We start from the raw sequence: 20,894 nt of genomic DNA, 5'->3' as shown, positions 1-20,894 counted from the left end.
AGCAAACTCAACTGTGTCGCGGCAAGGAAATGGTGACCACCAGACCCGGATTGGCGTTGGCCATGGCAAGGCGTCCACCATAGGCTTCGACGATGTCGGAAACGATGGCCAGGCCAAGACCGCTGCTGCCGCCCTTGCTGTCGAGCTGAACACCGCGCGAGAGCGCGGACTCCCGATCAGCATCCGGTATACCTGCGCCATCATCAGCAACACTGACGGTCACCTCGTCCCAGGCAGTGGATGCACCGACACGAACTGACGATTTTGCATAGCGCGCGGCATTCTCGACCAGATTGCCGAGAACTTCTGACAAGTCGCCTTCGTCGATTGGCGCCGTCAGATCTTCCGCGACATCCAGATTGAACGAAAGCTGCTTGCCGCTTGGTGTCCGTTTGACGACGGCAATGACGCCAGCCGCCACGTCCGCCACAAGGCAGTATGCCTTTTCGGAAACGCCGGGCGCGAGGCGGGCGCGCGCGAGCTCCCGCTCGACATGGCGCCGGATCGCTCCGGCGCTTTTCTCGATCTCGTCCGCCAGATCCGTCTCGCCTTTCGTGCGCAAGGCCCGGATGTCGGCCGACAGCACTTGCAGCGGTGTCTTGAGGCCATGCGCCAGATCGGTGGCGCGCGAGCGGGCTCGCGCAAGCGCCTTCTCCTGGGCATCGAGAAGACGATTGATTTCGTCCGCGAGCGGCTGGACCTCGCTTGGTGCCGCCACCTCAAGCCGTGCCGTTCGTTGTCCAATCACGTTTCTGACCGAGACCCGCAAGGTCTCCAGAGGCGCAAGTCCAACGGTGATCTGGATGAAGAAGGCCGCCATGAGCGCAATGGCGAGCAGGATCAGGGCTGGCGCAAGGTCGCGGACATACCCATCGACGGATTCGTTCACCGTTTGGTGGTCTTCCGCCACGATGGCGCGAAACGATCGGCCACTGGCGTCAATGATCGAGCGCTCCACTGCGATGGTGAGCTCCCCTTGCGGCCCCTTGAATTCCTTGATCTCCCTGAGTTCGCCGCTGGTTGCGCGATCCGGCAAGGCAAGCGTCGCGTCCCACAATGAACGCGAGCGGACAAGGCTGCCGGAACCGGTATCCTGCACCTGCCAGTAGTGGCCGGAAAAGGGGATGGCGAAACGAGGGTCGGCCAAGGTCGCCTGGACCGAAAGACGGCCATCGGCGGCAAAATTGGTCGCGCCGATGAGATCGTTCAGGTCGACTGTCAGCTCGCTGACAACGCGCCGCTCGACGTTCAGTTCGAACAGATAGCGCAATCCAACGCCGGCGATGGCAAGAGCAACCAGGATCGAGATCGTTGCCGCCAACCAGAGCCTGAACCGGATCGAGTTGCCCATCAGCGGGAATCGTCGGGCATCAGATACCCGAATCCGCGCCTCGTTTCGATGACGTCGCTCCCGAGCTTGCGACGCAGGCGCGCAACGATCACCTCGATCGTGTTCGGATCGCGGTCGTTGCCTGAATCGTACAAATGCTCGGCAAGTTCGGTCGGCGCCACCACCCGGCCGGCGTGGTGCATCAAAAACGCCAGGAGCCGGTATTCCAGCGGCGAAAGCGCAACGGGGACGCCGCGTAGCGAAATGCGCATCTGGCGTGTGTCCAAGAGCAGCGGCCCGGACCTCAGCACGGGTGCCGCTTGGCCGGCCGAGCGACGCAGGATTGCCCGTAACCGGGCGAGCAGTTCTTCCATTTCGAAAGGCTTGGGAAGATAGTCGTCAGCACCGGAATTGATGCCGTCGACGCGTTCGGTCCACATGCCTCTTGCGGTCAGGATGAGAACCGGAAACCTGCGCTCATTGGCCCGCCAGCGTTTCAAGACCGTAAGACCATCGAGCTTAGGCAATCCGAGATCCAGAATTGCAGCGTCATAATTCTCAACATCGCCTGCGAACCAGGCAGCTTCACCATCTTTTACGATATCGACCGCCATTCCGGATGCCTTGATAGCGGTCGCGATATCGGCAGCGATACGGGGCTCGTCTTCGGCTAGGAGGATCTTCATCAGTCACCCTCCCCATCGCGCATGATGACACCGGCGCCAGCGTCGACGTCGACGGTCTTTCGCCGGCCATCGGCACCCACGACCTGAAAACGGTAGACCCATCTGTCGGCCTTGCGGATGAGATCGACGCCAACAACATCGCCAGGAGCTTTGGCATGGACAACGTCCAGTATATTGGCAAGTCCCTTGATTTCGCCGCGTTCGTACAAATCCCGCGCCCGGTCATGGTCGCCGTCATCGTCCTCGTCGGCACGAGCAGCGATAGGCATGGCCAGGACAAGTCCCGCGAGACCCAGCACCGCCAAACGCTTCCATCGGCTTTTCATCGGCAAGGCATGTCGCACGTTGCAGCTTTCAATTTGCTGTCAGTTATCCTCAGCCCACAGCAAGCAAAGGGTCCATATCAGGGCATCATCGCGTCCAATCATGGCCGCGCTGAGAAGGATACGAGACCATGCGCAACCCCATGCTTGTCCTTGCAGCACTTGCAAGCCTCACGATCTTTGTCCTGCCGGTGGCCGCTGAATCGAACGAAGGATCATGTGGGGCGTCATCGTCTGTTGTCCCATCCGGTCCGATCGATCTGCAGGCCATCCCCATGCAGGACGCCTCCACCCCGCAAGCCATCAAGGGTGGCGACGATGCGTGTGACGACCAGCAAGGCGATGAAGCCGACGAAAACGACTAGGTCGCTCGTTCGCGGCGCGTGGCCCGCCACAGCTCATAGCGCTCGCAAATGTCGTGAACCAAGGCGCACTGCAATTACCCAAAGTCCCCTGCAATTTCTGGAGAGTTTCGTGATCCCCATTCAACATATCCACCCCATGCTCGTTCATTTTCCTATTGTTCTGATCTACCTGCTTGTGGCTATCGACGTTGTAGCGCTCGTTGGCGGCAGCGCCGTCACTAGGAGATCGGGAGCCGGTACGATCTCTACTTTTGTGGCCCTGGCTGCCGGAATGTTCGCTATGGGGACCTGGTTCTTCGGAGGTCTTGCGCTGGATCATGCCGAAGCGGCCGGATTCAGCAGCGATGTCGCGGAGATCCATGAAAGCCTGGGAGGTATCACTGCCCTTGCCTTCGTGATCTGGGGACTTGTGAGGCTCACGCTTTGGATACGGAATCGCGAGTTTCGGGCTGTGACCATCGCCATTCCTCTAATCGAAGTTTGCGGAGCATTTTTGGTCACTGCGACGGCCTACTATGGTGGACTACTTGTCTACGAACTTGGCGTGAACGTCGCCAAGACCGCGATCGCTGGTTGACCGGTTCGCGCCCGGTCGTTCCCGGCCCAGCTTTGGATCATTTGCCTCCGCCGACAAATGATTCAGATCAAGGCGCTTCGCGCATGTGAAATCTAAGAAAGCCGGACGTTGGAAAAACTCCGGAGAGCGAACATGCAAGCCGAAGCCATCATGAGCAAGCCAGTCGTCGGCATAGGCCCGTCGGCATCGATCGCCGAGGCTGCCGGGTTGATGCTTTCCAAAAAGGTCAGCGGCCTCCCCGTCATTCGCAACGACGGCAGGCTGGTGGGGATCGTCAGCGAGGGCGATTTCCTGCGACGCGGGGAACTGGGCACGGAGCGCAAGCGCTCGCGCTGGCTGGAATTTCTCGTCAGCCCCGGAAAGGCCGCCGACGAATATGTCCGCGCCAATGGTCGACGGGTTGAGGAGGTGATGTCGCAAGATGTCGTCACGGCATCCCCTGCAGCATCGCTCGCGAAAGTCGTCGAGCTCATGACGCGTCACCATGTCAAACGCATTCCGGTCGTCGAAGCTGGGAAAATCGTCGGCATCATCACCCGCTCTGATCTTCTGCGGGCATTGCTCGGCGTCCTTCCGAATGGAGCCGCTACGGTCATCGATGACGAACAGATTCGGCAGAACATCGTTACCGAGCTTGCGAGGCAGAAATGGGCTGGCAACGATTTGATCAATGTAATGGTGGACAAAGGCGTGGTGACACTGAGCGGCGCCATCTTCGACGAACGCGAGCGCCAGGCAGCAATAGTCGCTGCCGAAAACGTCTCCGGCGTCAATGCGGTCAAGGATAATCTCTTCTGCGTCGATCCCGTCTCGGTCGTCCTTGTTTCGTAGCGGAGCAGACCATTGATCCGCTACGAGGCACCATTGCCTCTCCGTGTTGCTGGTCCTCGCCCAGGGCTCCGCCGCGCTTAGGGCGTGACCAGGGGTATCAACGGTCGAAGGAGCAACAGGGCAAAGCCAATACGCGCCGCGCCGCAACTTCTTCTGCCAGTGTTTTGCCACCGCTGAAGCGCCGACCCAGCAAAAGCCACACCGATCCGGTGGCAGCTGTCATCACCAGTAGCGCAACCCAGAAGATCCCCAGGGCGCGCGGCTCGATGTTCATCGGCACGATAGCTAGGCAATAGACGAAGGCCTTCGGATTGAGAGCACTGGTCACCGCAACAGAAATGGCGTCGCCGCTTTTGGAAGCGTTGATCCGAGCGCTCACCGTTAGACGCATGCCAATGACGAGTCACCCGGCTGCTACCAGCCTGAGTATCTGAATAGTATCAGGCGACACGAAGGGACGCAGCGTAAACCAGCACGCGGATGCGGTCCCGTATCCGCATGCCTGAGCGGCCAATAGCTTGACCGCTTTCTTTCGCTTGACCGTCCCCGCCAGCAAAAGAGCGTTGCTAGGCCCTGGTGCGACAAAGAGCAGGAATGCTTCCAGAAAAGATTGAGCGTTCAACTGCCTGGTCCCGTGGAATGCAACCTATCAACTGGCAAACGCGGTTTGCGTTGACTCTCGTCAAAACACGGGCAGAACGATATCGTCCAGACTGAGTGCTCGAATGGCTAGCGTTGGCCGGCCGCATGCTGCAGTCGAGCGATCAGGTCGCTGTTGCGGCAATAGTCCGGCGGGTTATCGGCTTGCTGATGTTCGTCGAGCCAGACCGAGCATTCATCCTGATGCCCGCAGGAACGGCAGCGGTCCACCGCCCGGTTCGTGACGGCCGCATGGTCTGCCACGACCTTCAATTGTCTGTCGACGCCCAACTTCCGCATCATACGGTCCATCAGGGCGGTTCTGGCATCAACTGAAATCAGGTAATCGAGAAAGGTCATGGGGATCACTCCTGCCTACTGGCCATCATTGGCATGTTGGCGGCGGGCGGCGTTGATCTCGATCAACGAGCGATCAGCTGACAACCTCTTGAGCGCTAAACCGAAGCGACGAGGCGGTGAGAAAAGGCCGTTGACCGACAACCAGCTTGTCAATGGCCAGTGCTAAATCCAGCCATTCACCACGGTCGACCTCGGCAAAGGATTGTACCCGACCGCTGCGTGGCGGCCATTCCATTTCAAACAGGTTGCTGCGCAACGTCGTGGTATCGAAGTCGCCTTCGAACGCGAAAGCCGTGATGAGTTTTTCTCCTCGCTGGCGCAACTGCCCCAGAGTGAGCAGGGTTCCCTTGAGCTCCCAGCCTGTCTCTTCGCTGAATTCGCGCCGTGCCGCTGCCTCGGGCAGCTCGCTTTCGTCATACTCGCCTTTGGCAATCGACCAAGCGCCAAGATCGCGTCTTGCAAGAACGGGCCTCCAGGATGAACAAGCAGCACCTGCAGCCCCTTCCGCGATCCTCGCTAAGGCAGAATGCCTGCGCTTCCTTTCGTCATCGCTTCAAGCCTCCGCACGGCCTATGATCCCGGGTAGGCTGCATGAGGCTTGCCCCTCTTTCAATCGTCTGCCCAGCCCTCTTCCGGTGCGACTTGGGGTTCCCTTGTCCGAAAAACCAGCGCTTGGTCGCCTCGGAGGCGAGTAGATAGAACGCGGTAATTGCGACAAGCCCGGCAAGCACGGGCAGAGGCAAGGGCACGAAGCCGAACCAGGCTGCAAACGGCAGATAGGGGATCATGATCGCGATAATCCCGACAGCCAACGTAAGCCAGGCAAGCAACGGGCTTGGACGGCTTGCCCAGAAAGCCCTGTGCGTGCGCACAATGATCACGATGGCAAGCTCCGTCAGCAACGACTCGACAAACCATGCGGTCTGGAATGCGGCCTCCGTGGCGTGCGCGAAGAAAAGAAGGAATGCGAAGGTCGCGAAGTCGAACAGCGAACTTACCAGGCCAAAGCTGATCATGAACCGCCGCACAAAACGGATATCCCAGTGGCGAGGCCGGCGCAGTTGGTCAGGATCGACGTTGTCGCTTGCAATAGCGAGTGAAGGAACGTCGGAAAGGAAATTGTTGAGCAGGATCTGCTTGGCCAGAAGCGGCAAGAAAGGCAGGAACAGCGAGGCGACAGCCATGCTGATCATGTTGCCGAAATTGGCGCTGGTGGTGATGGAAATGTACTTCATCGTGTTGGCGAATGTCTTGCGGCCATCGTCGACGCCGCGCACAAGCACGCCGAGATCCTGTTTGAGTAGGATGATATCGGCCGCTTCGCGCGCGACATCGACAGCGCTGTCGACAGAGATTCCTATGTCTGCCTCATGAAGGGCAGGCGCATCATTGATCCCGTCGCCAAGATAACCAACGACATGGCCCCTGCTCCGCAAGGCCTGAACGATGCGTTCCTTCTGGTTGGGATCGATCTCGACGAAGAGGTCGGTGTGCTGCACGCCCGCAAAAAGCGCGCTCTTGGTCAATTTCGACAGATCCTCGCCGGTCATGATCCTGTCGGCGCGCAAGCCTATCGCCTGGGCGAGATGCGCGGCAACGTAACGGTTATCGCCAGAAATGACCTTTACGGCGATGCCGCGCTGGGCGAGCTCGGCAAGCGTTTCCTTCACGCCTTTCTTTGGCGGGTCGAGGAAAAGCAGGAAGCCCGCGAAGGCAAGATCTATCTCGTCTTCCCTGCTAAACGTTTTCTGGCCCTCAAACGGACGGATTGCCAGGCCGAGAACGCGGTAGCCGTCCGCGCTCCAGCGCCGGAATTTTTCGTCGATTGCCGCACGGTGCATTTCATCGAGAGGTTCCAGGCCCTTGGCTGTTCGCACAAAGCTGCAGGTTTCGAGGACATTTTGGACTGCGCCTTTGGTGATCAGCAGGTCGTCGGCGTCCTTGGTCCGAACTACAACAGACAGCCGTTTGCGGATAAAGTCGTAAGGGATCTCGTCGACCTTCATGAAGGCCGCCAACAATGCGCCCTCACCCGGCGTACAAGCGATCGCTTCGTCCAGCGGGTTCTTCAGACCGGTCTGCATGGTCGCGTTGAGACGTGCCCAAAGCAGGATATCGGCTGACGTATTGCCATCGACATCAAGCCATCCATCGAGGTGGATGACGCCTTCCGTCAACGTGCCGGTCTTGTCGGTGCACAGCAGATCCATGCTGCCCAGATTCTCAATGGCATCGAGACGACGCACAATGACGCCATTGGCCGCCATGGCGCGGGCACCACGAGCAAGGGTCACACTGATAATAGCCGGGAGAAGCTCCGGCGTGAGGCCCACCGCCAGTGCCAGCGAAAACAGCAGCGATTCAATCAGCGGTCGATGCAGCAGCAGATTGGCGAAGAACACCAGGATGACGATCGCCAGCATGATCTCGGTCATTAGATAGCCGAACAGCCGGATGCCTCGGGCAAACCCTGTTTCGGGGATTTGTCGCTCCAGGGCTGCGGCGATAGACGCGAATTCCGTGCGGCTGCCGGTTGATGCTGCAAGCACGGTTGCGGTGCCGCTGCGGACGGATGTTCCCGTAAAGACCGCGTTGCTGCGCAGTGTGAGCGCGGCATCCGGCGCCGATCGTCCCGGTGTCTTCATGGCGGGAAAGGTTTCGCCGGTCAGCACGGCCTCGCTGACATTGAAATCGCGCGCATCCAGGATGATACCGTCCGCGGGGATGAGGTTTCCGGCTGAAAGCCTGATTACGTCGCCCGGCACGATCTCTTCGGCGGCGACCAAGCACTCGGCGCCGTCGCGCAATACAATAGCCTTGCGCGAAATACGCTGTTTCAGCGCTTCGGTCGCCCGCGACGCACCATACTCCTGGGTGAAGCTCAGGGCGCAGCTTGCCAGCACGATCGCGCCGATGATCGCAGCCTCCTGGCCCTCCCCGACGAAGGCCGACACGCTTGCCGCGAAAATGAGGATCAGGACCAGCGGGCTGCGGAACTGACGGGCAAACACTGCCAAGGCCGACGCGGTTGACGTCGACGCGAGCGTGTTTCGGCCGAATTTTGCGAGCCTCGATGCTGCTTCGGACGAAGCAAGCCCCGAGACCGAGGTCTCAAGACGCAGCAGGAGGTCATTGGTCTCGATCGACCAATAGCCACCTTCCTGTGGCGAGACGGATTGCTGGCCGGCTTCGCCTATCATCAGTACGACATGAAACGGTTGATGCCACTCTCTTCGATCAGCGTACGAGTAACGCCGCCGAACGCCCACTCCCGCAAACGGCTATGGCCATAAGCGCCCGAGACGATGAGGTCGGCATGAATCGAGCGTGCGAATGTCAGCAACCGGTCGCCATCAGCCTCGCCTGCGATCAGCTCGGTTTGCGCCTTGATGCCATGGTGTTCGAGAAAAACCGCGATATCGGCGAGGCTGTCACGAATGCTTTCGTCGCGGTCGTTGTCAATCGTGACGATCACGACTTCGCTGGCTGTGGCCAGGAAAGGCAACGCATCAGCAATCGCTCGCCGTGCCTCCCTGGTGTCCTTCCACGCCACGAGAACGGTTTTTGCAAGGACGTGCTCGAAGTTGGTTGCGGCGACCAGAACCGGACGCCCGGCACCCAGTGTCAGACTGCCGACATCCACGGCGCGAAACACGTTGTCTCCTGCCTGGCCGGAAATGATAAGATCAGCCGCTCTCGCCGAAACGCTGAGGAACCGGGTCGGGCTGCAAACAGCTTGGCCCCATTCGCTAAAGATCGACGCAGGAACCAGCCTCTCGAACTCAGCACGCAGTTCGGCAAGCCGCTTTTCGATCTCGGTCCGCTGGATCTGCATGATCTCGCCTTCGTAGACCATGCCTTCGCCGGTCGCGACCAAGGGCGGAACATCCGCAGCCGCCAAGCCGATAAGACGGGCTCCGAACCGCTCCGCGAGCTCGACACCCGCCTTTACAATGGGCGCAGGAGGCGCATCGATGGCGAGGTTGACGATGATTGACTTGTAAGACATTGCGGACGCCTTTCGCTGAACGATGGAATGCGTGATGAATTGCATTCGCCCGCGTCCAATGCCTTGATGCGCGTCAAAGACCGCCGACTGCACCCGCGTCCGAAAACATAGTCTCCATCCGTTTTGCGCATGCGGCGAGAAGTGATAGTTAGCCCAGGTAGCACCGTCTCGAACTTAGGAACCTCAAGTGATCAAAGACGAAGCGCTCAGTTTGTCGCCCGGCGGAACGACGCTGAAAGCACTGTTGTCGCAAATGTTCGATCATGCTCCGGGTTTTATAGCGCTCCTGCGCGAGCCAGGTCACGTTTTCGAACTGACCAATGCCGCCTACCAGCGACTGATCGGCCACAGACAAGTGATTGGAAAGTCAGTGCGGGACGCTTTTCCCGAGCTCGAAGGGAATGACTTTTTCGAACATCTGGACCACGTGTACACGACCGGCGAGCCCTACATCGGCCACGGGGTGAAGGTTGGCCTTCGCAACAAAGCCGACGGGCCGGTCGAGGAGCGCATCCTTGATTTTGTCTATCAGCCGGTCAAGGCCGACGATGGCCGTATCACCGCGATCTTCGTTGAAGGCACGGATGTCAGCGACCTGTCCTTTGCAAACGCAGCACTTCGGCTGCGTGAGGACCATTTGCGGTCGATCCTGGCAACAGTGCCGGATGCGATGGTCGTCATCGACGAACAGGGTGGGATTCAATCCTTCAGCACCGCTGCCGAAACGCTGTTCGGCTATCAGTCAAGCGAAGTCATAGGTCAAAACGTGAAAATGCTGATGCCCTCGCCCTACCGCGACGAGCATGATGCCTATCTGCTTCGCTACCTGACGACAGGAGAGCGCCGGATCATCGGGCTCGGCCGGACGGTTACCGGCGCGCGCAAGGATGGCACGACTTTCCCGATGGAGCTTTCCGTCGGCGAGATGCATCCGGGAACCGGACGCTTCTTTACCGGCTTCTGCCGCGACCTGACCGAACGCCACCGGGCGGAGGCAAGAATCCAGGAGCAGCAGCAGGAGCTCCTCCACATGGCGCGCTTTACAGCACTTGGCGAAATGGCCTCGACGCTTGCCCATGAGATCAACCAGCCTCTGACTGCGATTACGAACTACCTCAAAGGCAGTCGTCGGCTGCTTGAGAAGAGCCAGGACGAGAATGCGCCTATGCTTCGGGATGCGGTCGAAAAGGCAGCTGAGCAGGCCTTGCGGGCAGGCGACGTGATCCGTCACCTGAGGGATTTTGTAGCCAGGGGCGAAAGCGAGCGCCAGGTCGAACGGCTGCCGATGCTGATCGAGGAAGCCGCATCGCTGGCCTTGGTCGGCGCGAGGGAGATAAATCTTCTCGTCAGCTACAAGCTTGACCCTGCCGCCGAACTGGTCTTGACCGATCGCATCCAGATTCAGCAGGTTCTGCTCAACCTGATGCGCAACGCGGTGGAGGCCATGCAGCACGCGCCGCGCCGCGAATTGAAGGTCAGAACCATTGCCCGGGATGATGGGATGGCCGAGGTGAGCGTGATCGATACAGGCCCGGGTCTCGCGCCGGAGGTTTCGGCCCAGCTCTTCCAGCCGTTTGTAACGACCAAGAAGCAAGGCATGGGTGTCGGCCTTTCCATTTGCCGGACCATCGTTGAATCGCACGGTGGCCATATATGGGCCGAGGTCATGCCGGCCGGCGGAACCGCTTTTCGCTTCACCTTGCGCATCGTAGAGAAGGAAGAGATCACAAATGGCCGACAGTGATCTGGTGCACGTGGTCGACGACGATGTCGACGTTCGCAAATCGCTCGGTTTTCTTCTGGCAACAGCAGACTTCGCAGTCCGCCTGCACGAATCGGCCACCGCTTTTCTCTCAACGGCGACTGGCCATCTCGACGGCTGCATCGTCACCGACGTACGCATGCCGGGCATAGACGGCATCGGGTTCCTGCGCCAGCTCAGAGCGGGCGGACATACAATTCCGGTTATTGTCATGACGGGCCATGCCGACGTGGCGCTCGCCGTTCAGGCCATGAAGGAAGGCGCTGCCGATTTCATCGAGAAGCCGTTCGACGATGAAATTCTGATCGAGGCGATCCGCTCCGCGCTGGCCAACCGGAACCAGGCGAACGCGGCGCATCCCCAGTCTGCGGATATCCGCGCGCGTCTGTCGACCTTGTCAGAACGCGAGCGGCAGGTGCTGGATGGACTTGTTTCGGGCCTGCCGAACAAGACGATTGCCTACGATCTGGGGATCAGCCCGCGCACGGTCGAAATCCACCGGGCCAATGTCATGAGCAAAATGGCCGCAAGCAGCCTGTCACATCTCGTGCGCATGGCGCTGATCGTGGAATCCCGACCCTAGGGAGAACCTTCGATAGGGTTGCCAGTGCTGGCCTGAACCTTCTCCTCTTCCCACTCGCGCCAGTGGGTCGGACGGATGTCGACACGGGCGCCGGTGGCGGCATTTTTCCAACCTTCGCGGCTCTTTATGCAGGGAAATACCAGCGCATGCGCCCCTTCCTCGTCGAAGACGGCGAGTTCGAGATGGCGACCATAAGGCGCGCTTAGGATAGGGTTCCACATCGCATCAAAATCTTCGCAAACGATGTGTTGCGCATTGATCTGCATCATTTTCTGGAATCGCCGAACCAGCACACGCGTTGCCGGGCGTCGGGCTGACGTGGCTAACAGTTCTTGCGGCCGACGCCATATCGTCATCGGTGCCGATCACATGCACGGCGCGGGCAACCCAATTGATTGCGAACGCAGCGCCAATATCTGATCGGGCGCTCATCGCGACGGCTGCCTTTCCCTGTAATGCTTCATGACCTCACTCCGTCGACGGCCGGCCATCTTCGGACTGCTGCCGCATCAGAAATTGATCGTCGTCAAACGCCGCGCGATTGCAGCACCCTGCGTCGTACGCCGATTGATCGGGATCAAGGACCGTGCTGCGCAAGCGCATATCATTCGTCGGCATAGGGAGAATTGCGATGCACTATATCAAGGTCGATGAAGCCCTGTGGGCGTCCAGCATGTTGCCGGAGGGCATCCTGGAGCGCTGGTTCATTACGAGCGGTGACACAATCAAGGCCGGAGAGCGAATAGCCGAAGTTCGCGTCGAAGACGCGCTGCACGAGATTGTCGCGCCGGCAGGTGGCCGCGCGACGATTGTCGCCACTGCGAATACCGTCATCGAGCCCGGCTCGATCCTGGCGATGCTGGAGTCTTAGCCCGCGTGAGGACGTCTCGTCGGGTTGATTGCGCTCATTCCTCAACTATAGCCTCAAGGATGTATCAAGATGCAGACCCAACATGCCGTTGCCTGGCTGGACCATCGCGAAGCCAAGGTGTTTTTCTTCAATCGTGAATCGGCCGAGAGCCTTAGGCTTGCCACCACGCTTGCGCATCATCAGACCCACAATAAGGCAGGCACCGTCGACGGTAAGCGTGCACCGGAAAACCAGTCCTTCTACCAAGACATCGTCGCGGCGCTGCAGCCGGCGAAGGAATGGCTGATCGTAGGGCCAGGATTGGCAAAAGACGAGTTGGCAAAGCATATACGCGACCACCATGCCCACTTGAAGGATCGCATCATCGGCGTCGAACCTGCCGATCATCCTACGGAGGCTCAGATCGTGGCGCATGCTCGGTCGTTCTTCCGTGCAGCAGACAGGATGTTGCCCTAGCTTGGTACGCGCCGTTTTGCTGGCGCGTTAACAGCCACCATCGGTTGACGCTTCCATCGTGCGATGGAGGCGTCAGGTTCGGTGGGCTGTCGCGTCCACACCCCCGATCACGGTTGCTGCAAGGTGCTGATGTAAGCGATAATTGCGTCGATCTGGTCGGGGCTGGCGATCCACTCAGGCATGTCTGGATGGCCAGTCGAAATCCCCTCAGCGAGGGCCTCCTCGAGATCGGTGATCGGATATCGCTTTGACAAGGTGCGAAACGCCGGAGCGTCAGGATGCCTGCTCTTGTCGGTTTTTCCAATGGCGTGGCAGCGGGCGCAATTGACTTCCACCAACGCCTTTCCGTGATCAGTTAAGCTATCGGCCAGGGCTGGATGCATATGTCCGAACAGCATCAGTGCAAGGACGGAAGCCGGCAGACGACGACGACTGCAAAAGTTGGTCATGTTTGACGACCTCCGCATTGCCGATCTACGCCACTGTCTTCGCCGCTGCGTCCTCGATCGCGGTTCTGGCTTCCTCGCGGACCCGCTTGGCCGTTTCCGAAGCAAGCCTGGAGGTCAGTGTGGCGACCTTGCCGGCTTCGCTGACATATTGCGATGTCGCATTCTGCAGGAAAGCAGCACAGATGTCGAAAGCGTCATTGAATTCCGGACCGGTGATGAGATCGTCGGCCAGCTTGACGTCCTGTTCGCAACGATGCTTCAGAAATGCCAGCGTTTCGACGTTGTAGCGCATCATCGCCTTGAAGGCGTGCACTTGAAGAGACGCGGCAGCAAGGAAGAACTTCTGGCCATTTCCCGCAATCGGCAACAATTGTGTGCCGAATGAGGATGGTTCGGGCTGGGTGTGCATTATCGACTACTCCGTTCTGAATCTCCACAGCGGGACGTTGACGCCATTCGTCGTCATGTCCTTGATCAGGATCAACCCTATCGCCTTGCGGACTGTACGAGCGTGCCGGCAGCAACCGGTTTCGTTGCGCGTTTGACCCGCATCAAGGTGCCTCCCTCTATTTGATGGCCAAGTCGCGTCGACCGCAGATGGAATGACGCGATGGCTTTCAAGACGATCATGGTTCAACTGGACGCGGACGCGATCGCCGCGCCACGCATCGCGATGGCATGGGATCTTGCTCAACGGCTCGAGGCCGACCTGATTGGCTTCTGCGCTGCCGAGCCGCATTTTGTCCTGCCGACCGGCACTGATGACCAGGCCGCGACCAAGGCGTTGTGGTGTCAGGTGGAGGAGATAGAAGGTCGCCTCGACTGCCTGAGAGAGGAATTCCTGAGCATCGTCGAAGGCAGCAATTGTGCCTCGTGGCGCGGAGAGATAGGCAATCCCACGCGCCAACTTGCACTCAACGCGCGTGCCGCCGACTTGATCCTCACTGGCTCGCCTTCGGCCGATCTGGTGGTCGACCGTCATCGCATGCTGGATTCGGCAAGTCTCATCCTTGCGGCCGGCCGTCCGATACTCGTGGCATCCGACCCATTGGCGCCGATCAAGGCCGAAAGCATCCTGGTTGCATGGAATGACACGCGAGAAGCGCGACGTGCCGTCATCGACGCTATGCCTTTCCTGATCACCGCCAGGGATGTCGTGATCGCCACCGTAGACAATGGGAACACTGGGCCCAGGGAAAATGTAGCGGATGTCGAACTCTATCTGACGCGCCACGGGGTGAAGGCGCGATCGGAAATCTTGGATGCGCGCCGCTCCGAACCGGCGGAAATCCTCCTGCGGATCGGACAGGATATTGCGGCCGATCTCATTGTTCTCGGTGGCTACGGTCATAGCCGGGTACTGGAGAGGACCTTTGGCGGCGTGACGCGTTCTGTGCTGCGCAGCGGATCATTGCATCGCTTCATATCGAACTGAGGAAGGAGCCTCGGAGTCGTGATTTTGACATGAATCAAGGTCGTCCGTTCCCTCAAAGGGTTACGTCCAACCCTTGCCAGGTACGGTGTAGCCGATGCCCGCAGCGCAACGGCGAGAAAACAAGGAAATTCGGACATGAACTATCAGCGGTTCTTCGAGGAAGCGATCGACCAGCTCCATGCCGAGCGTCGTTACCGCGTCTTCGCCGACCTGGAGCGCATCGCAGGCAAGTTTCCGCGCGCCATCTGGCGCGCCAACGGCCGCGCCGAGGAAATCACCGTCTGGTGTTCCAACGACTATCTCGGCATGGGCCAGCATCCTGACGTGATCGCCGCATTCCAGAACGCGGCCGGCAAGATGGGATCGGGCGCCGGCGGCACCCGCAACATTTCCGGCACGTCCAACCCGCTGGTCGAGCTCGAGCATGAGCTGGCCGACCTGCACGGCAAGGAAGCCGCCTTGGTCTTCACCTCCGGCTTCGTCTCCAACGAGGCCTCGATCTCGACCATAGCGCGGCTTTTGCCCAATTGCCTGATCATCTCGGACGAACTGAACCATGCCTCGATGATCGAAGGCGTGCGGCGCTCGGGCGCCGAGAAAAAGATCTTCCGCCACAATGACGTCGCGCATCTGGAAAGCCTGCTGCAGACCGCGGGGCGCGAACGCGCCAAGCTGATCGTCTTCGAAAGCGTCTATTCGATGGATGGCGACATCGCGCCGATCAAGGAGATCGTCGAACTTGCCGAACGCTACAACGCCATGACCTATATCGACGAGGTCCATGCCGTCGGCATGTACGGACCGCGTGGCGGCGGCATCACCGAGCGCGAAGGCCTGGCCGACCGCATCGACATCATCGAAGGCACGCTGGCCAAGGCGTTCGGCACGCTGGGCGGTTACATCACCGGCACCAGTGCCGTGATCGACGCGGTGCGCTCCTACGCGCCGGGTTTCATCTTCACCACGGCGCTGCCGCCGGCGATCGCCGCCGCGGCGACCACTTCCATTCGCCATCTCAAGCGCTCGCAGGCCGAGCGCGACGCCCAGCAGCAACAGGCGAGCCGAACCAAGCAGATCCTTTCGGCGGCCGGTCTGCCGGTGATGGAGTCGCCGACACATATCGTGCCGGTGCTGGTTGGCGATCCTGAACTCTGCAAGATGGCGAGCGACCGCCTGCTCGGCGTCCACGGCATCTACATCCAGCCGATCAACTACCCGACGGTGCCACGCGGTACCGAACGGCTGCGTATCACGCCGACGCCGTTCCATTCCGATGCGCTGATCGCCGAGCTGCAGGACGCCCTGGTCGAAACCTGGGACGCGCTCGGCATCGCCTATGGTTCGGCGGGCCGGCCGGCCGTGGCCAAGAGCGACCGGATTATTCCGCTGCTGGTGCAGAAATCCGGCGGCTGAAACCCGCCGCCTGCTCAGACGGCCTTCATCTCCTTTGCAAATGGGCAATTTGATCCTGCTCAATGCTCAAAGCCTTTCGATGCCTGAGAATGGGTTAAAATATTCGAGGAGCATCGCCATGGGTCATATTACCCACACGTCCTTTGCTGACTTCACGCACGCTGGCCAGCAGGCGCAACAATGGGTCAAGGAGCTCGCCAAGGATCTCTGCTGGAGCGAGCCGAGCGCGTGCCGCCTCCTGAGATCCGTCCTGCACACGGTGCGGGATTGGCTGTCGCCAGCTGAAATGGCCGATCTCTCGTCGCAACTGCCTGTTTTGGTCCGCGGCATCTATTTCGAAGGCTGGAAACCGTCGGCGCCTGCGCATCATCGCACGAAGCGCGACTTCACTGTCAGCGTCAGAAACAGTTTCGGCTACGATGAGGAGATCGATTTCGATGTCGCGATCAGCGCCGTGTTCAAGCTTCTCGATCGTCACATTTCGCATGGCGAGATCGTGCAGGTGAGAAACTCGATGAAAAAGTCGCTGCGAAAACTGTGGCCGGTGGATTGACCGATGTTCCGCGACCGGGAAGACGCTGGAGTGAAGCTTGGCCTGGAACTGAGCAGGCTTCAACTGCATCGGCCCATCGTGCTGGCATTGCCGCGCGGCGGCGTGCCCGTCGCATTGGAAGTGGCCAAAGCCCTCAATGCTCCTCTTGATCTGCTCATCGTCCGCAAGGTCGGCGCCCCGGGCAATCCCGAGTTGGCTGTTGCTGCAATCGTCGATGGCGACCCTGGCGAGGTCGTGCTGAACCGTGAAATTGTCGAGACTTATGGCCTCAACGACGAAGCCTTACGTGTCTTGATTGCAAATGAGCGTCCTGAACTCGAACGCCGGCGCGTTGCCTATCGGGGTAAGAATAAACCGATGTCAATCTCGGGAAGGGTCGCGATCATCGTCGATGACGGGGCCGCGACCGGCACGACCATGAAAATCGCGACTCGCGCGCTCAAACGCCGGTCACCGAGGGAAGTCGTCGTGGCACTTCCCGTCTCACCGCAAGAGACGGTCGCCGCGCTGGAGCAGGAAGCGGACCGTGTGGTCTGCCTTAGTCAGCCAGGACAGTTCCGGGCTTTGAGCCATCACTATCTGCGGTTCCCACGACTCTCTGACAACGACGTTGTCTACGCTATGGACGAGGCTGCCCGGCTGTACAAAACTGGCCAGCGGCACGTTTCCGGCCTGATTAAAAAGCCGTGAAGAACAGGAGATCGCACTGATGCAAATCCACACGCTTTCTGCTTTGGAATGTACCAAATTGCTGACCGCCAATCGCGTGGGCCGCTTGGCATGCGCGAAGGATGGGCAACCCTACGTCGTGCCCTTCTACTACGCCCATTCGGATGCTCATCTCTACGCGTTTTCCATGCCGGGCAAAAAGATCGAATGGATGCGAGCCAATCCGTTGGTGTCCGTCCAGGTCGATGAATATGGCCAGGGGCGAGGATGGAAAAGTGTCGTTGCCGACGGCCGATACGAAGAGTTGCCGGATCGAATTGGCCACAAGCTTGAGCGGGATCATGCTTGGTCGGTCTTGAGCAAGCACTCCGACTGGTGGGAGCCTGGCGCACTCAAACCGGTCGCTCCTCCTACAGCCGACAGTGCACCGCACGTTTTCTTCCGGATCCTGATCGAGCAGGTGTCTGGAAGAGAAGCAAGCGAGTAGTCGCGACATCAAGTCTTGCGAGAAAAAAGGGCCGACGCAATCCGCATCGGCCCTTTCTCCTCCCGTTGAATTGCTATCGCGCCATCAAGACCGGCAGCGATTGACCCGCAAGCATCGACTTGGTGACCCCGCCGAAAATGCGCTCGCGCAACCGGGAATGGCCATAGGCGCCCATGACCATCAGCTCGGCCGCAACATCGCCGGCATGCTGGCGAAGGACGTCGGCAACCGAATGGTTCGCGCTCGGCAGCCGGTCGACCGTAACCTTCACGGCGTGCCGGGCGAGATAGGCCGCGGCATCTGCACCTGGCTCCTCGCCATGATGGAACTCATCTTCAACTGGATCGACGATGACAAGGCGCACATCTTCGGCGCCTTTCAGCATATCAAGCGACTCACGAACGGCGCGCGATGACTCGAGACGGCCGTCCCAAGCAACGAGGATGCGTTTCGGCTTCAGCGTTGGCCGCGCACCCTCGGGAACGAGCAAGATCGGCTTTCCCGATGAAAACAGCGTGCCCTCGATAACTTTATGCTTCAGCGTATGGCTCGCCAGCAAATCCGGTCCGAGAATGGCCAGATCGGCGTAGCGGGCACGCCTTCCGATGACGTCGTCCGCCCATCCCATGTCGGGATAGTCGTCGCTCAGATCGGCCGATACGGCGGTCTGGGAGAGAAAGCCAGCGACGTCGGAAATTCGTTTCTTGAGCCTTTTCAGTTCGGCCTGGCGTTCCTCCAGCCAGGCCGGTGAGACGACAGCCGCATACTCACCGCCAGAGGGCGGCGCGGCCAGCTCGAGAACGAGCACGGAGAGATGAGCGCCGACCTGTTCGCACAGCGATGCGGTTAGCTTTAGATCACCTTCACCCTGGTTCGGCCCGGTAACCGTAAGCAGTGTTCTGAAAGTCACGGCGGCAACTCCTGATTTCGATTGAAGGGTCAGTAGTGGTTTCACTGACTAGCAAGGGCGCTCGATGCCTTCATTGCGCTGAATCAAACACCGTGACCGCAGCGGCATTTGATCCGCATCAACGCACTGCCAAAGCAAGGCTTTAGATTTCGGCCGAACAATCGGGGAAACACACATGAGATTCCTGATCACAGGCGCTCTGGCAGCATTGGCCTTCAATACGGCCGGCGCCCAGGAACTCGGCGACGGCAAGGCCGAATACATGAACTCATGTGCCGTCTGCCATGGTCCCGAAGGCAAGGGCGATGGCCCGTTGGGCGACGAGCTGTTGAAGCGGCCGAGCGACCTGACACGCCTCTCCAGGCGCAATGGCGGAGAATTCCCTTACTGGCGCCTTTATGCCGTGATCGACGGGCGCGCCATGGTGCCGGCGCATGGCGAGCGCGACATGCCAGTGTGGGGCAGCCGATTCCTGCCTTCCGACGTGAAGAAATTTGGCCCGAACGCAGGCGAAATCGTCACCAGGGAACGCATCCATGAGTTGGCAGGTTATGTCCAGACATTGCAGCAATGAGCGCAGATCGCGGAAACGAATTTGCCAAGACACACTGGGAAGGCCGGCCATGATCGTCGATGACCAGCAAGCCGCAGCCGTGTTTTTGCTTGATCCTGCTACCCATGGCGCGATTGGGCCCGTCGAGGCGATCGAGACTCACATTTCGCGTATTTTCCTTGTTGGCCAACGCGCCTACAAGATGAAGCGGGCGGTCAAGCTGCCCTATGTCGATTTCTCGACGCCAGCCCTCAGGCTGGCCGCTTGCGAGAAAGAGGTGGAACTCAACTCGAAAACCGCTCCCGGCCTCTATCTGAGGGTGCGTCGCATCACGCGGGAAGCCGACGACAAAATGGCTTTTGACGGTACCGGCCAAATAATCGACGCGGCGATCGAGATGATCCGCTTCGACCAGTCGAAGCTTCTCGATCGAATGGCAACCGCGGGAGAACTGACGCCGGCGCTGATGACCGCCGTCGCACGGATGATCGTAGGATATCATCGCGCAGCGCCGGAGGTCCACAATGGCACCGGCTCGTTCAATTTGATGGGCGTGCTCGACATCAACGAGGCTGGCTTTGGCACCAGCCATGTTTTCACGAAACAGGAGATTGAGACATTTGCCGGGGCCTTCCGCACCGCGCTTGCCCGGCATTCCGGATTGCTAGACCGCCGGGAGGCCGCGGGCAAGATTCGCCGGTGCCATGGCGATCTGCACCTGCGCAACATCTGCCTTTTCGATGGTAAGCCTCGCCTCTTCGATTGCATCGAATTCAATGACCAGATCGCCAGCATCGATGTTCTGTACGACCTTGCCTTCTTGTTGATGGACCTTTGGCATCGCGGCTTCCCCCAACTCGCCAATCTCGTGATGAACCGCTATCTCGACGAGGCCGACGATGAAGACGGTTTCATCCTACTGCCCTTTTTCATGGCCGTGCGGGCTGCCGTGCGCGCCCATGTCACCGCAACGCAGGTCGAGGAAGGCAGCGCCGACAGCGACAAGCTGATTGCCGAGGCGAGATCCTATTTCGAACTGGCCCTGACATTTCTCCAGGAGACAGGACCGCGGCTCGTTGCCATCGGCGGCCTCAGTGGTTCCGGCAAGACGACCATTGCCGAGGCGCTCGCTGCCTATGTTGGAGCGCCGCCCGGCGCACGCATTGTCGAAAGCGACCGCATCCGCAAGGCGATGCACGGCGTGCCCGCCGAGACCAGGCTGCCGGACAAGGCCTATCGACCTGAGGTGTCCGAACGGGTCTACAACGAAATGGCATGGCGCGCCGGCCTGATCCTCTCCGAGGGGGGTTCGGTTGTCGCTGATGCGGTTTTCGACAGACCGGCCGATCGTGAGCGGATTGAAAAGGCAGCGCGTCATCGAGGTATCGCATTCTCCGGCTTCTGGCTGGAAGCGGATCCGCTCATCCTTTGGCAGCGGGTCAGTGAACGCAAGGGCGGTCCCTCGGACGCCACGATAGATATCCTCTCGCGGCAATTGCTGCGAAACGCCACCCAGTCCAGCTGGCGCAGGATCAACGCCGATCGAAAGCTCGTCGACATCGTCACGGAATTGAGGGGGTTTTCCGAGCGCGATACTTCCAAGGCCTTGCGCACAGCCTCCTGACGGGTCCGG

General features: G+C 59.8%; 25 protein-coding genes and 1 pseudogene. 14 read left to right on the top strand and 12 right to left on the bottom strand.

Going from position 1 to position 20,894, the window contains the following annotated elements; genetic code table 11:
• Positions 1-7 precede the first annotated feature (7 nt).
• From FJ527_RS21605 to FJ527_RS21595, 3 genes are read right to left on the bottom strand one after another with little or no spacing between them, the layout of a single operon-like run.
• Entirely contained in the window at positions 8-1,351 is a 1,344-nt protein-coding gene (locus FJ527_RS21605) for a HAMP domain-containing sensor histidine kinase (protein WP_140619214.1), read from the bottom strand.
• A complete protein-coding gene (locus tag FJ527_RS21600; RefSeq protein ID WP_140619212.1) occupies positions 1,351-2,016 on the bottom strand; it encodes a response regulator transcription factor in 666 nt (221 codons plus the stop codon). The genes FJ527_RS21605 and FJ527_RS21600 overlap by 1 nt, the downstream gene beginning before the upstream one ends.
• Positions 2,016-2,285 carry a PepSY domain-containing protein gene (locus FJ527_RS21595; protein ID WP_246677760.1) on the bottom strand — a complete coding sequence of 90 codons (270 nt, stop codon included), beginning with the start codon at positions 2,283-2,285 and terminating at the stop codon, positions 2,016-2,018. Before FJ527_RS21595 ends, FJ527_RS21600 begins: the two co-directional genes overlap by 1 nt.
• A 185-nt stretch (positions 2,286-2,470) precedes the next feature.
• On the opposite strand from FJ527_RS21595, the gene FJ527_RS21590 reads away from it, so the two are divergent.
• The 3 genes from FJ527_RS21590 to FJ527_RS21580 all read left to right on the top strand — a co-directional run bounded on the left by FJ527_RS21590 (position 2,471) and on the right by FJ527_RS21580 (position 4,112).
• On the top strand, positions 2,471-2,704 hold the full coding sequence (locus FJ527_RS21590) for a hypothetical protein (protein WP_140619208.1): 234 nt from the start codon (positions 2,471-2,473) through the stop codon (positions 2,702-2,704).
• A 109-nt stretch (positions 2,705-2,813) separates the two neighbouring features.
• Positions 2,814-3,281, top strand: coding sequence for a DUF2231 domain-containing protein (locus FJ527_RS21585; protein ID WP_140619207.1), 468 nt, complete (start codon positions 2,814-2,816; stop codon positions 3,279-3,281).
• Positions 3,282-3,413: 132 nt separating this feature from the next.
• Positions 3,414-4,112, top strand: coding sequence for a CBS domain-containing protein (locus tag FJ527_RS21580; protein WP_140619205.1), 699 nt, complete (start codon positions 3,414-3,416; stop codon positions 4,110-4,112).
• 97 nt (positions 4,113-4,209) lie between these two features.
• Here FJ527_RS21580 and FJ527_RS29670 read toward each other — a convergent pair whose 3' ends face one another.
• The 5 genes and pseudogenes from FJ527_RS29670 to FJ527_RS21555 all read right to left on the bottom strand — a co-directional run bounded on the left by FJ527_RS29670 (position 4,210) and on the right by FJ527_RS21555 (position 9,120).
• The gene (locus FJ527_RS29670; protein WP_246677759.1) at positions 4,210-4,491 is read right to left on the bottom strand and encodes a hypothetical protein; all 282 of its coding nucleotides are present in this window, start codon (positions 4,489-4,491) and stop codon (positions 4,210-4,212) included.
• 350 nt (positions 4,492-4,841) lie between these two features.
• The gene (locus tag FJ527_RS21570) at positions 4,842-5,111 is read right to left on the bottom strand and encodes a DUF6455 family protein (protein ID WP_140619203.1); all 270 of its coding nucleotides are present in this window, start codon (positions 5,109-5,111) and stop codon (positions 4,842-4,844) included.
• Positions 5,112-5,184: 73 nt separating this feature from the next.
• Positions 5,185-5,609, bottom strand: a pseudogene (locus tag FJ527_RS21565) (NUDIX domain-containing protein).
• A 47-nt stretch (positions 5,610-5,656) separates the two neighbouring features.
• Positions 5,657-8,311 (bottom strand): magnesium-translocating P-type ATPase, encoded by a 2,655-nt coding sequence (gene mgtA / locus FJ527_RS21560; RefSeq protein WP_246677758.1) that lies wholly within the window; start codon positions 8,309-8,311, stop codon positions 5,657-5,659.
• Positions 8,311-9,120 carry a universal stress protein gene (locus FJ527_RS21555; RefSeq protein ID WP_181166443.1) on the bottom strand — a complete coding sequence of 270 codons (810 nt, stop codon included), beginning with the start codon at positions 9,118-9,120 and terminating at the stop codon, positions 8,311-8,313. Before FJ527_RS21555 ends, mgtA begins: the two co-directional genes overlap by 1 nt.
• A 187-nt stretch (positions 9,121-9,307) precedes the next feature.
• On the opposite strand from FJ527_RS21555, the gene FJ527_RS21550 reads away from it, so the two are divergent.
• Together FJ527_RS21550 and fixJ are read left to right on the top strand one after the other, a co-directional pair.
• Positions 9,308-10,864, top strand: coding sequence for a PAS domain S-box protein (locus tag FJ527_RS21550; RefSeq protein WP_140661309.1), 1,557 nt, complete (start codon positions 9,308-9,310; stop codon positions 10,862-10,864).
• On the top strand, positions 10,851-11,465 hold the full coding sequence (gene fixJ, locus FJ527_RS21545) for a response regulator FixJ (protein ID WP_140619197.1): 615 nt from the start codon (positions 10,851-10,853) through the stop codon (positions 11,463-11,465). The genes FJ527_RS21550 and fixJ overlap by 14 nt, the downstream gene beginning before the upstream one ends.
• Here the strand turns inward: fixJ and FJ527_RS21540 are convergent.
• Positions 11,462-11,734: a hypothetical protein gene (locus tag FJ527_RS21540; protein ID WP_348641129.1), complete on the bottom strand. Its 273-nt coding sequence runs from the start codon at positions 11,732-11,734 to the stop codon at positions 11,462-11,464. The genes fixJ and FJ527_RS21540 overlap by 4 nt on opposite strands.
• A gap of 362 nt (positions 11,735-12,096) precedes the next feature.
• Here FJ527_RS21540 and FJ527_RS21535 point away from each other — a divergent pair, with 362 nt between their 5' ends.
• Positions 12,097-12,336, top strand: a complete 240-nt coding sequence (locus tag FJ527_RS21535) for a lipoyl domain-containing protein (protein WP_140619195.1) — start codon at positions 12,097-12,099, stop codon at positions 12,334-12,336.
• Positions 12,337-12,405: 69 nt separating this feature from the next.
• Entirely contained in the window at positions 12,406-12,792 is a 387-nt protein-coding gene (locus FJ527_RS21530) for a translational machinery protein (protein WP_140619192.1), read from the top strand.
• 107 nt (positions 12,793-12,899) lie between these two features.
• Here FJ527_RS21530 and FJ527_RS21525 read toward each other — a convergent pair whose 3' ends face one another.
• Both FJ527_RS21525 and FJ527_RS21520 read right to left on the bottom strand, forming a co-directional pair.
• Positions 12,900-13,175, bottom strand: coding sequence for a cytochrome c (locus FJ527_RS21525; RefSeq protein WP_246677776.1), 276 nt, complete (start codon positions 13,173-13,175; stop codon positions 12,900-12,902).
• A 91-nt stretch (positions 13,176-13,266) separates the two neighbouring features.
• The gene (locus FJ527_RS21520; RefSeq protein ID WP_140619188.1) at positions 13,267-13,650 is read right to left on the bottom strand and encodes a phasin family protein; all 384 of its coding nucleotides are present in this window, start codon (positions 13,648-13,650) and stop codon (positions 13,267-13,269) included.
• Positions 13,651-13,851: 201 nt separating this feature from the next.
• On the opposite strand from FJ527_RS21520, the gene FJ527_RS21515 reads away from it, so the two are divergent.
• The 5 genes from FJ527_RS21515 to FJ527_RS21495 all read left to right on the top strand — a co-directional run bounded on the left by FJ527_RS21515 (position 13,852) and on the right by FJ527_RS21495 (position 17,798).
• The gene (locus FJ527_RS21515) at positions 13,852-14,676 is read left to right on the top strand and encodes a universal stress protein (RefSeq protein ID WP_140619186.1); all 825 of its coding nucleotides are present in this window, start codon (positions 13,852-13,854) and stop codon (positions 14,674-14,676) included.
• A 135-nt stretch (positions 14,677-14,811) separates the two neighbouring features.
• Positions 14,812-16,089: a 5-aminolevulinate synthase gene (gene hemA, locus FJ527_RS21510; protein WP_140619184.1), complete on the top strand. Its 1,278-nt coding sequence runs from the start codon at positions 14,812-14,814 to the stop codon at positions 16,087-16,089.
• Between the two features lie 49 nt (positions 16,090-16,138).
• Positions 16,139-16,642 carry a DUF2267 domain-containing protein gene (locus FJ527_RS21505; RefSeq protein WP_246677757.1) on the top strand — a complete coding sequence of 168 codons (504 nt, stop codon included), beginning with the start codon at positions 16,139-16,141 and terminating at the stop codon, positions 16,640-16,642.
• A 3-nt stretch (positions 16,643-16,645) separates the two neighbouring features.
• The gene (locus tag FJ527_RS21500) at positions 16,646-17,332 is read left to right on the top strand and encodes a phosphoribosyltransferase (RefSeq protein WP_140619182.1); all 687 of its coding nucleotides are present in this window, start codon (positions 16,646-16,648) and stop codon (positions 17,330-17,332) included.
• Positions 17,333-17,351: 19 nt separating this feature from the next.
• Positions 17,352-17,798, top strand: a complete 447-nt coding sequence (locus FJ527_RS21495; RefSeq protein WP_140619180.1) for a pyridoxamine 5'-phosphate oxidase family protein — start codon at positions 17,352-17,354, stop codon at positions 17,796-17,798.
• A 73-nt stretch (positions 17,799-17,871) separates the two neighbouring features.
• On the opposite strand, the gene FJ527_RS21490 is transcribed toward FJ527_RS21495, so the two are convergent.
• Positions 17,872-18,708 carry a universal stress protein gene (locus tag FJ527_RS21490; RefSeq protein WP_140619178.1) on the bottom strand — a complete coding sequence of 279 codons (837 nt, stop codon included), beginning with the start codon at positions 18,706-18,708 and terminating at the stop codon, positions 17,872-17,874.
• A gap of 175 nt (positions 18,709-18,883) precedes the next feature.
• Between FJ527_RS21490 and FJ527_RS21485 the strand changes: the two genes are divergently transcribed.
• Positions 18,884-19,282, top strand: a complete 399-nt coding sequence (locus FJ527_RS21485; protein ID WP_140619176.1) for a c-type cytochrome — start codon at positions 18,884-18,886, stop codon at positions 19,280-19,282.
• 49 nt (positions 19,283-19,331) lie between these two features.
• Positions 19,332-20,885, top strand: a complete 1,554-nt coding sequence (locus tag FJ527_RS21480; RefSeq protein ID WP_140619175.1) for a bifunctional aminoglycoside phosphotransferase/ATP-binding protein — start codon at positions 19,332-19,334, stop codon at positions 20,883-20,885.
• The last annotated feature ends 9 nt before the right edge of the window (positions 20,886-20,894 follow it).

The sequence above is a fragment of the Mesorhizobium sp. B2-4-18 genome (genome assembly GCF_006441385.1).
Lineage (GTDB): Bacteria > Pseudomonadota > Alphaproteobacteria > Rhizobiales > Rhizobiaceae > Mesorhizobium > Mesorhizobium australicum.
The sequence above is the reverse complement of the archived record's forward strand: the minus strand, read 5'-3'. Positions and strand labels throughout refer to the sequence as shown.

Excerpts from the sequence above, each read along its gene's own strand:
- FJ527_RS21605 (WP_140619214.1), bottom strand. The coding sequence starts at position 1,351 with ATGGGCAACTCGATCCGGTTCAGGCTCTGGTTGGCGGCAACGATCTCG.
- FJ527_RS21600 (WP_140619212.1), bottom strand. The coding sequence starts at position 2,016 with ATGAAGATCCTCCTAGCCGAAGACGAGCCCCGTATCGCTGCCGATATC.
- FJ527_RS21595 (WP_246677760.1), bottom strand. The coding sequence starts at position 2,285 with ATGCCTATCGCTGCTCGTGCCGACGAGGACGATGACGGCGACCATGAC.
- FJ527_RS21590 (WP_140619208.1), top strand. The coding sequence starts at position 2,471 with ATGCGCAACCCCATGCTTGTCCTTGCAGCACTTGCAAGCCTCACGATC.
- FJ527_RS21580 (WP_140619205.1), top strand. The coding sequence starts at position 3,414 with ATGCAAGCCGAAGCCATCATGAGCAAGCCAGTCGTCGGCATAGGCCCG.
- FJ527_RS21570 (WP_140619203.1), bottom strand. The coding sequence starts at position 5,111 with ATGACCTTTCTCGATTACCTGATTTCAGTTGATGCCAGAACCGCCCTG.
- mgtA (WP_246677758.1), bottom strand. The coding sequence starts at position 8,311 with ATGATAGGCGAAGCCGGCCAGCAATCCGTCTCGCCACAGGAAGGTGGC.
- FJ527_RS21555 (WP_181166443.1), bottom strand. The coding sequence starts at position 9,120 with ATGTCTTACAAGTCAATCATCGTCAACCTCGCCATCGATGCGCCTCCT.
- fixJ (WP_140619197.1), top strand. The coding sequence starts at position 10,851 with ATGGCCGACAGTGATCTGGTGCACGTGGTCGACGACGATGTCGACGTT.
- FJ527_RS21540 (WP_348641129.1), bottom strand. The coding sequence starts at position 11,734 with ATGATGCAGATCAATGCGCAACACATCGTTTGCGAAGATTTTGATGCG.
- FJ527_RS21535 (WP_140619195.1), top strand. The coding sequence starts at position 12,097 with ATGCACTATATCAAGGTCGATGAAGCCCTGTGGGCGTCCAGCATGTTG.
- FJ527_RS21530 (WP_140619192.1), top strand. The coding sequence starts at position 12,406 with ATGCAGACCCAACATGCCGTTGCCTGGCTGGACCATCGCGAAGCCAAG.
- FJ527_RS21525 (WP_246677776.1), bottom strand. The coding sequence starts at position 13,175 with ATGCATCCAGCCCTGGCCGATAGCTTAACTGATCACGGAAAGGCGTTG.
- FJ527_RS21520 (WP_140619188.1), bottom strand. The coding sequence starts at position 13,650 with ATGCACACCCAGCCCGAACCATCCTCATTCGGCACACAATTGTTGCCG.
- FJ527_RS21515 (WP_140619186.1), top strand. The coding sequence starts at position 13,852 with ATGGCTTTCAAGACGATCATGGTTCAACTGGACGCGGACGCGATCGCC.
- hemA (WP_140619184.1), top strand. The coding sequence starts at position 14,812 with ATGAACTATCAGCGGTTCTTCGAGGAAGCGATCGACCAGCTCCATGCC.
- FJ527_RS21500 (WP_140619182.1), top strand. The coding sequence starts at position 16,646 with ATGTTCCGCGACCGGGAAGACGCTGGAGTGAAGCTTGGCCTGGAACTG.
- FJ527_RS21495 (WP_140619180.1), top strand. The coding sequence starts at position 17,352 with ATGCAAATCCACACGCTTTCTGCTTTGGAATGTACCAAATTGCTGACC.
- FJ527_RS21485 (WP_140619176.1), top strand. The coding sequence starts at position 18,884 with ATGAGATTCCTGATCACAGGCGCTCTGGCAGCATTGGCCTTCAATACG.
- FJ527_RS21480 (WP_140619175.1), top strand. The coding sequence starts at position 19,332 with ATGATCGTCGATGACCAGCAAGCCGCAGCCGTGTTTTTGCTTGATCCT.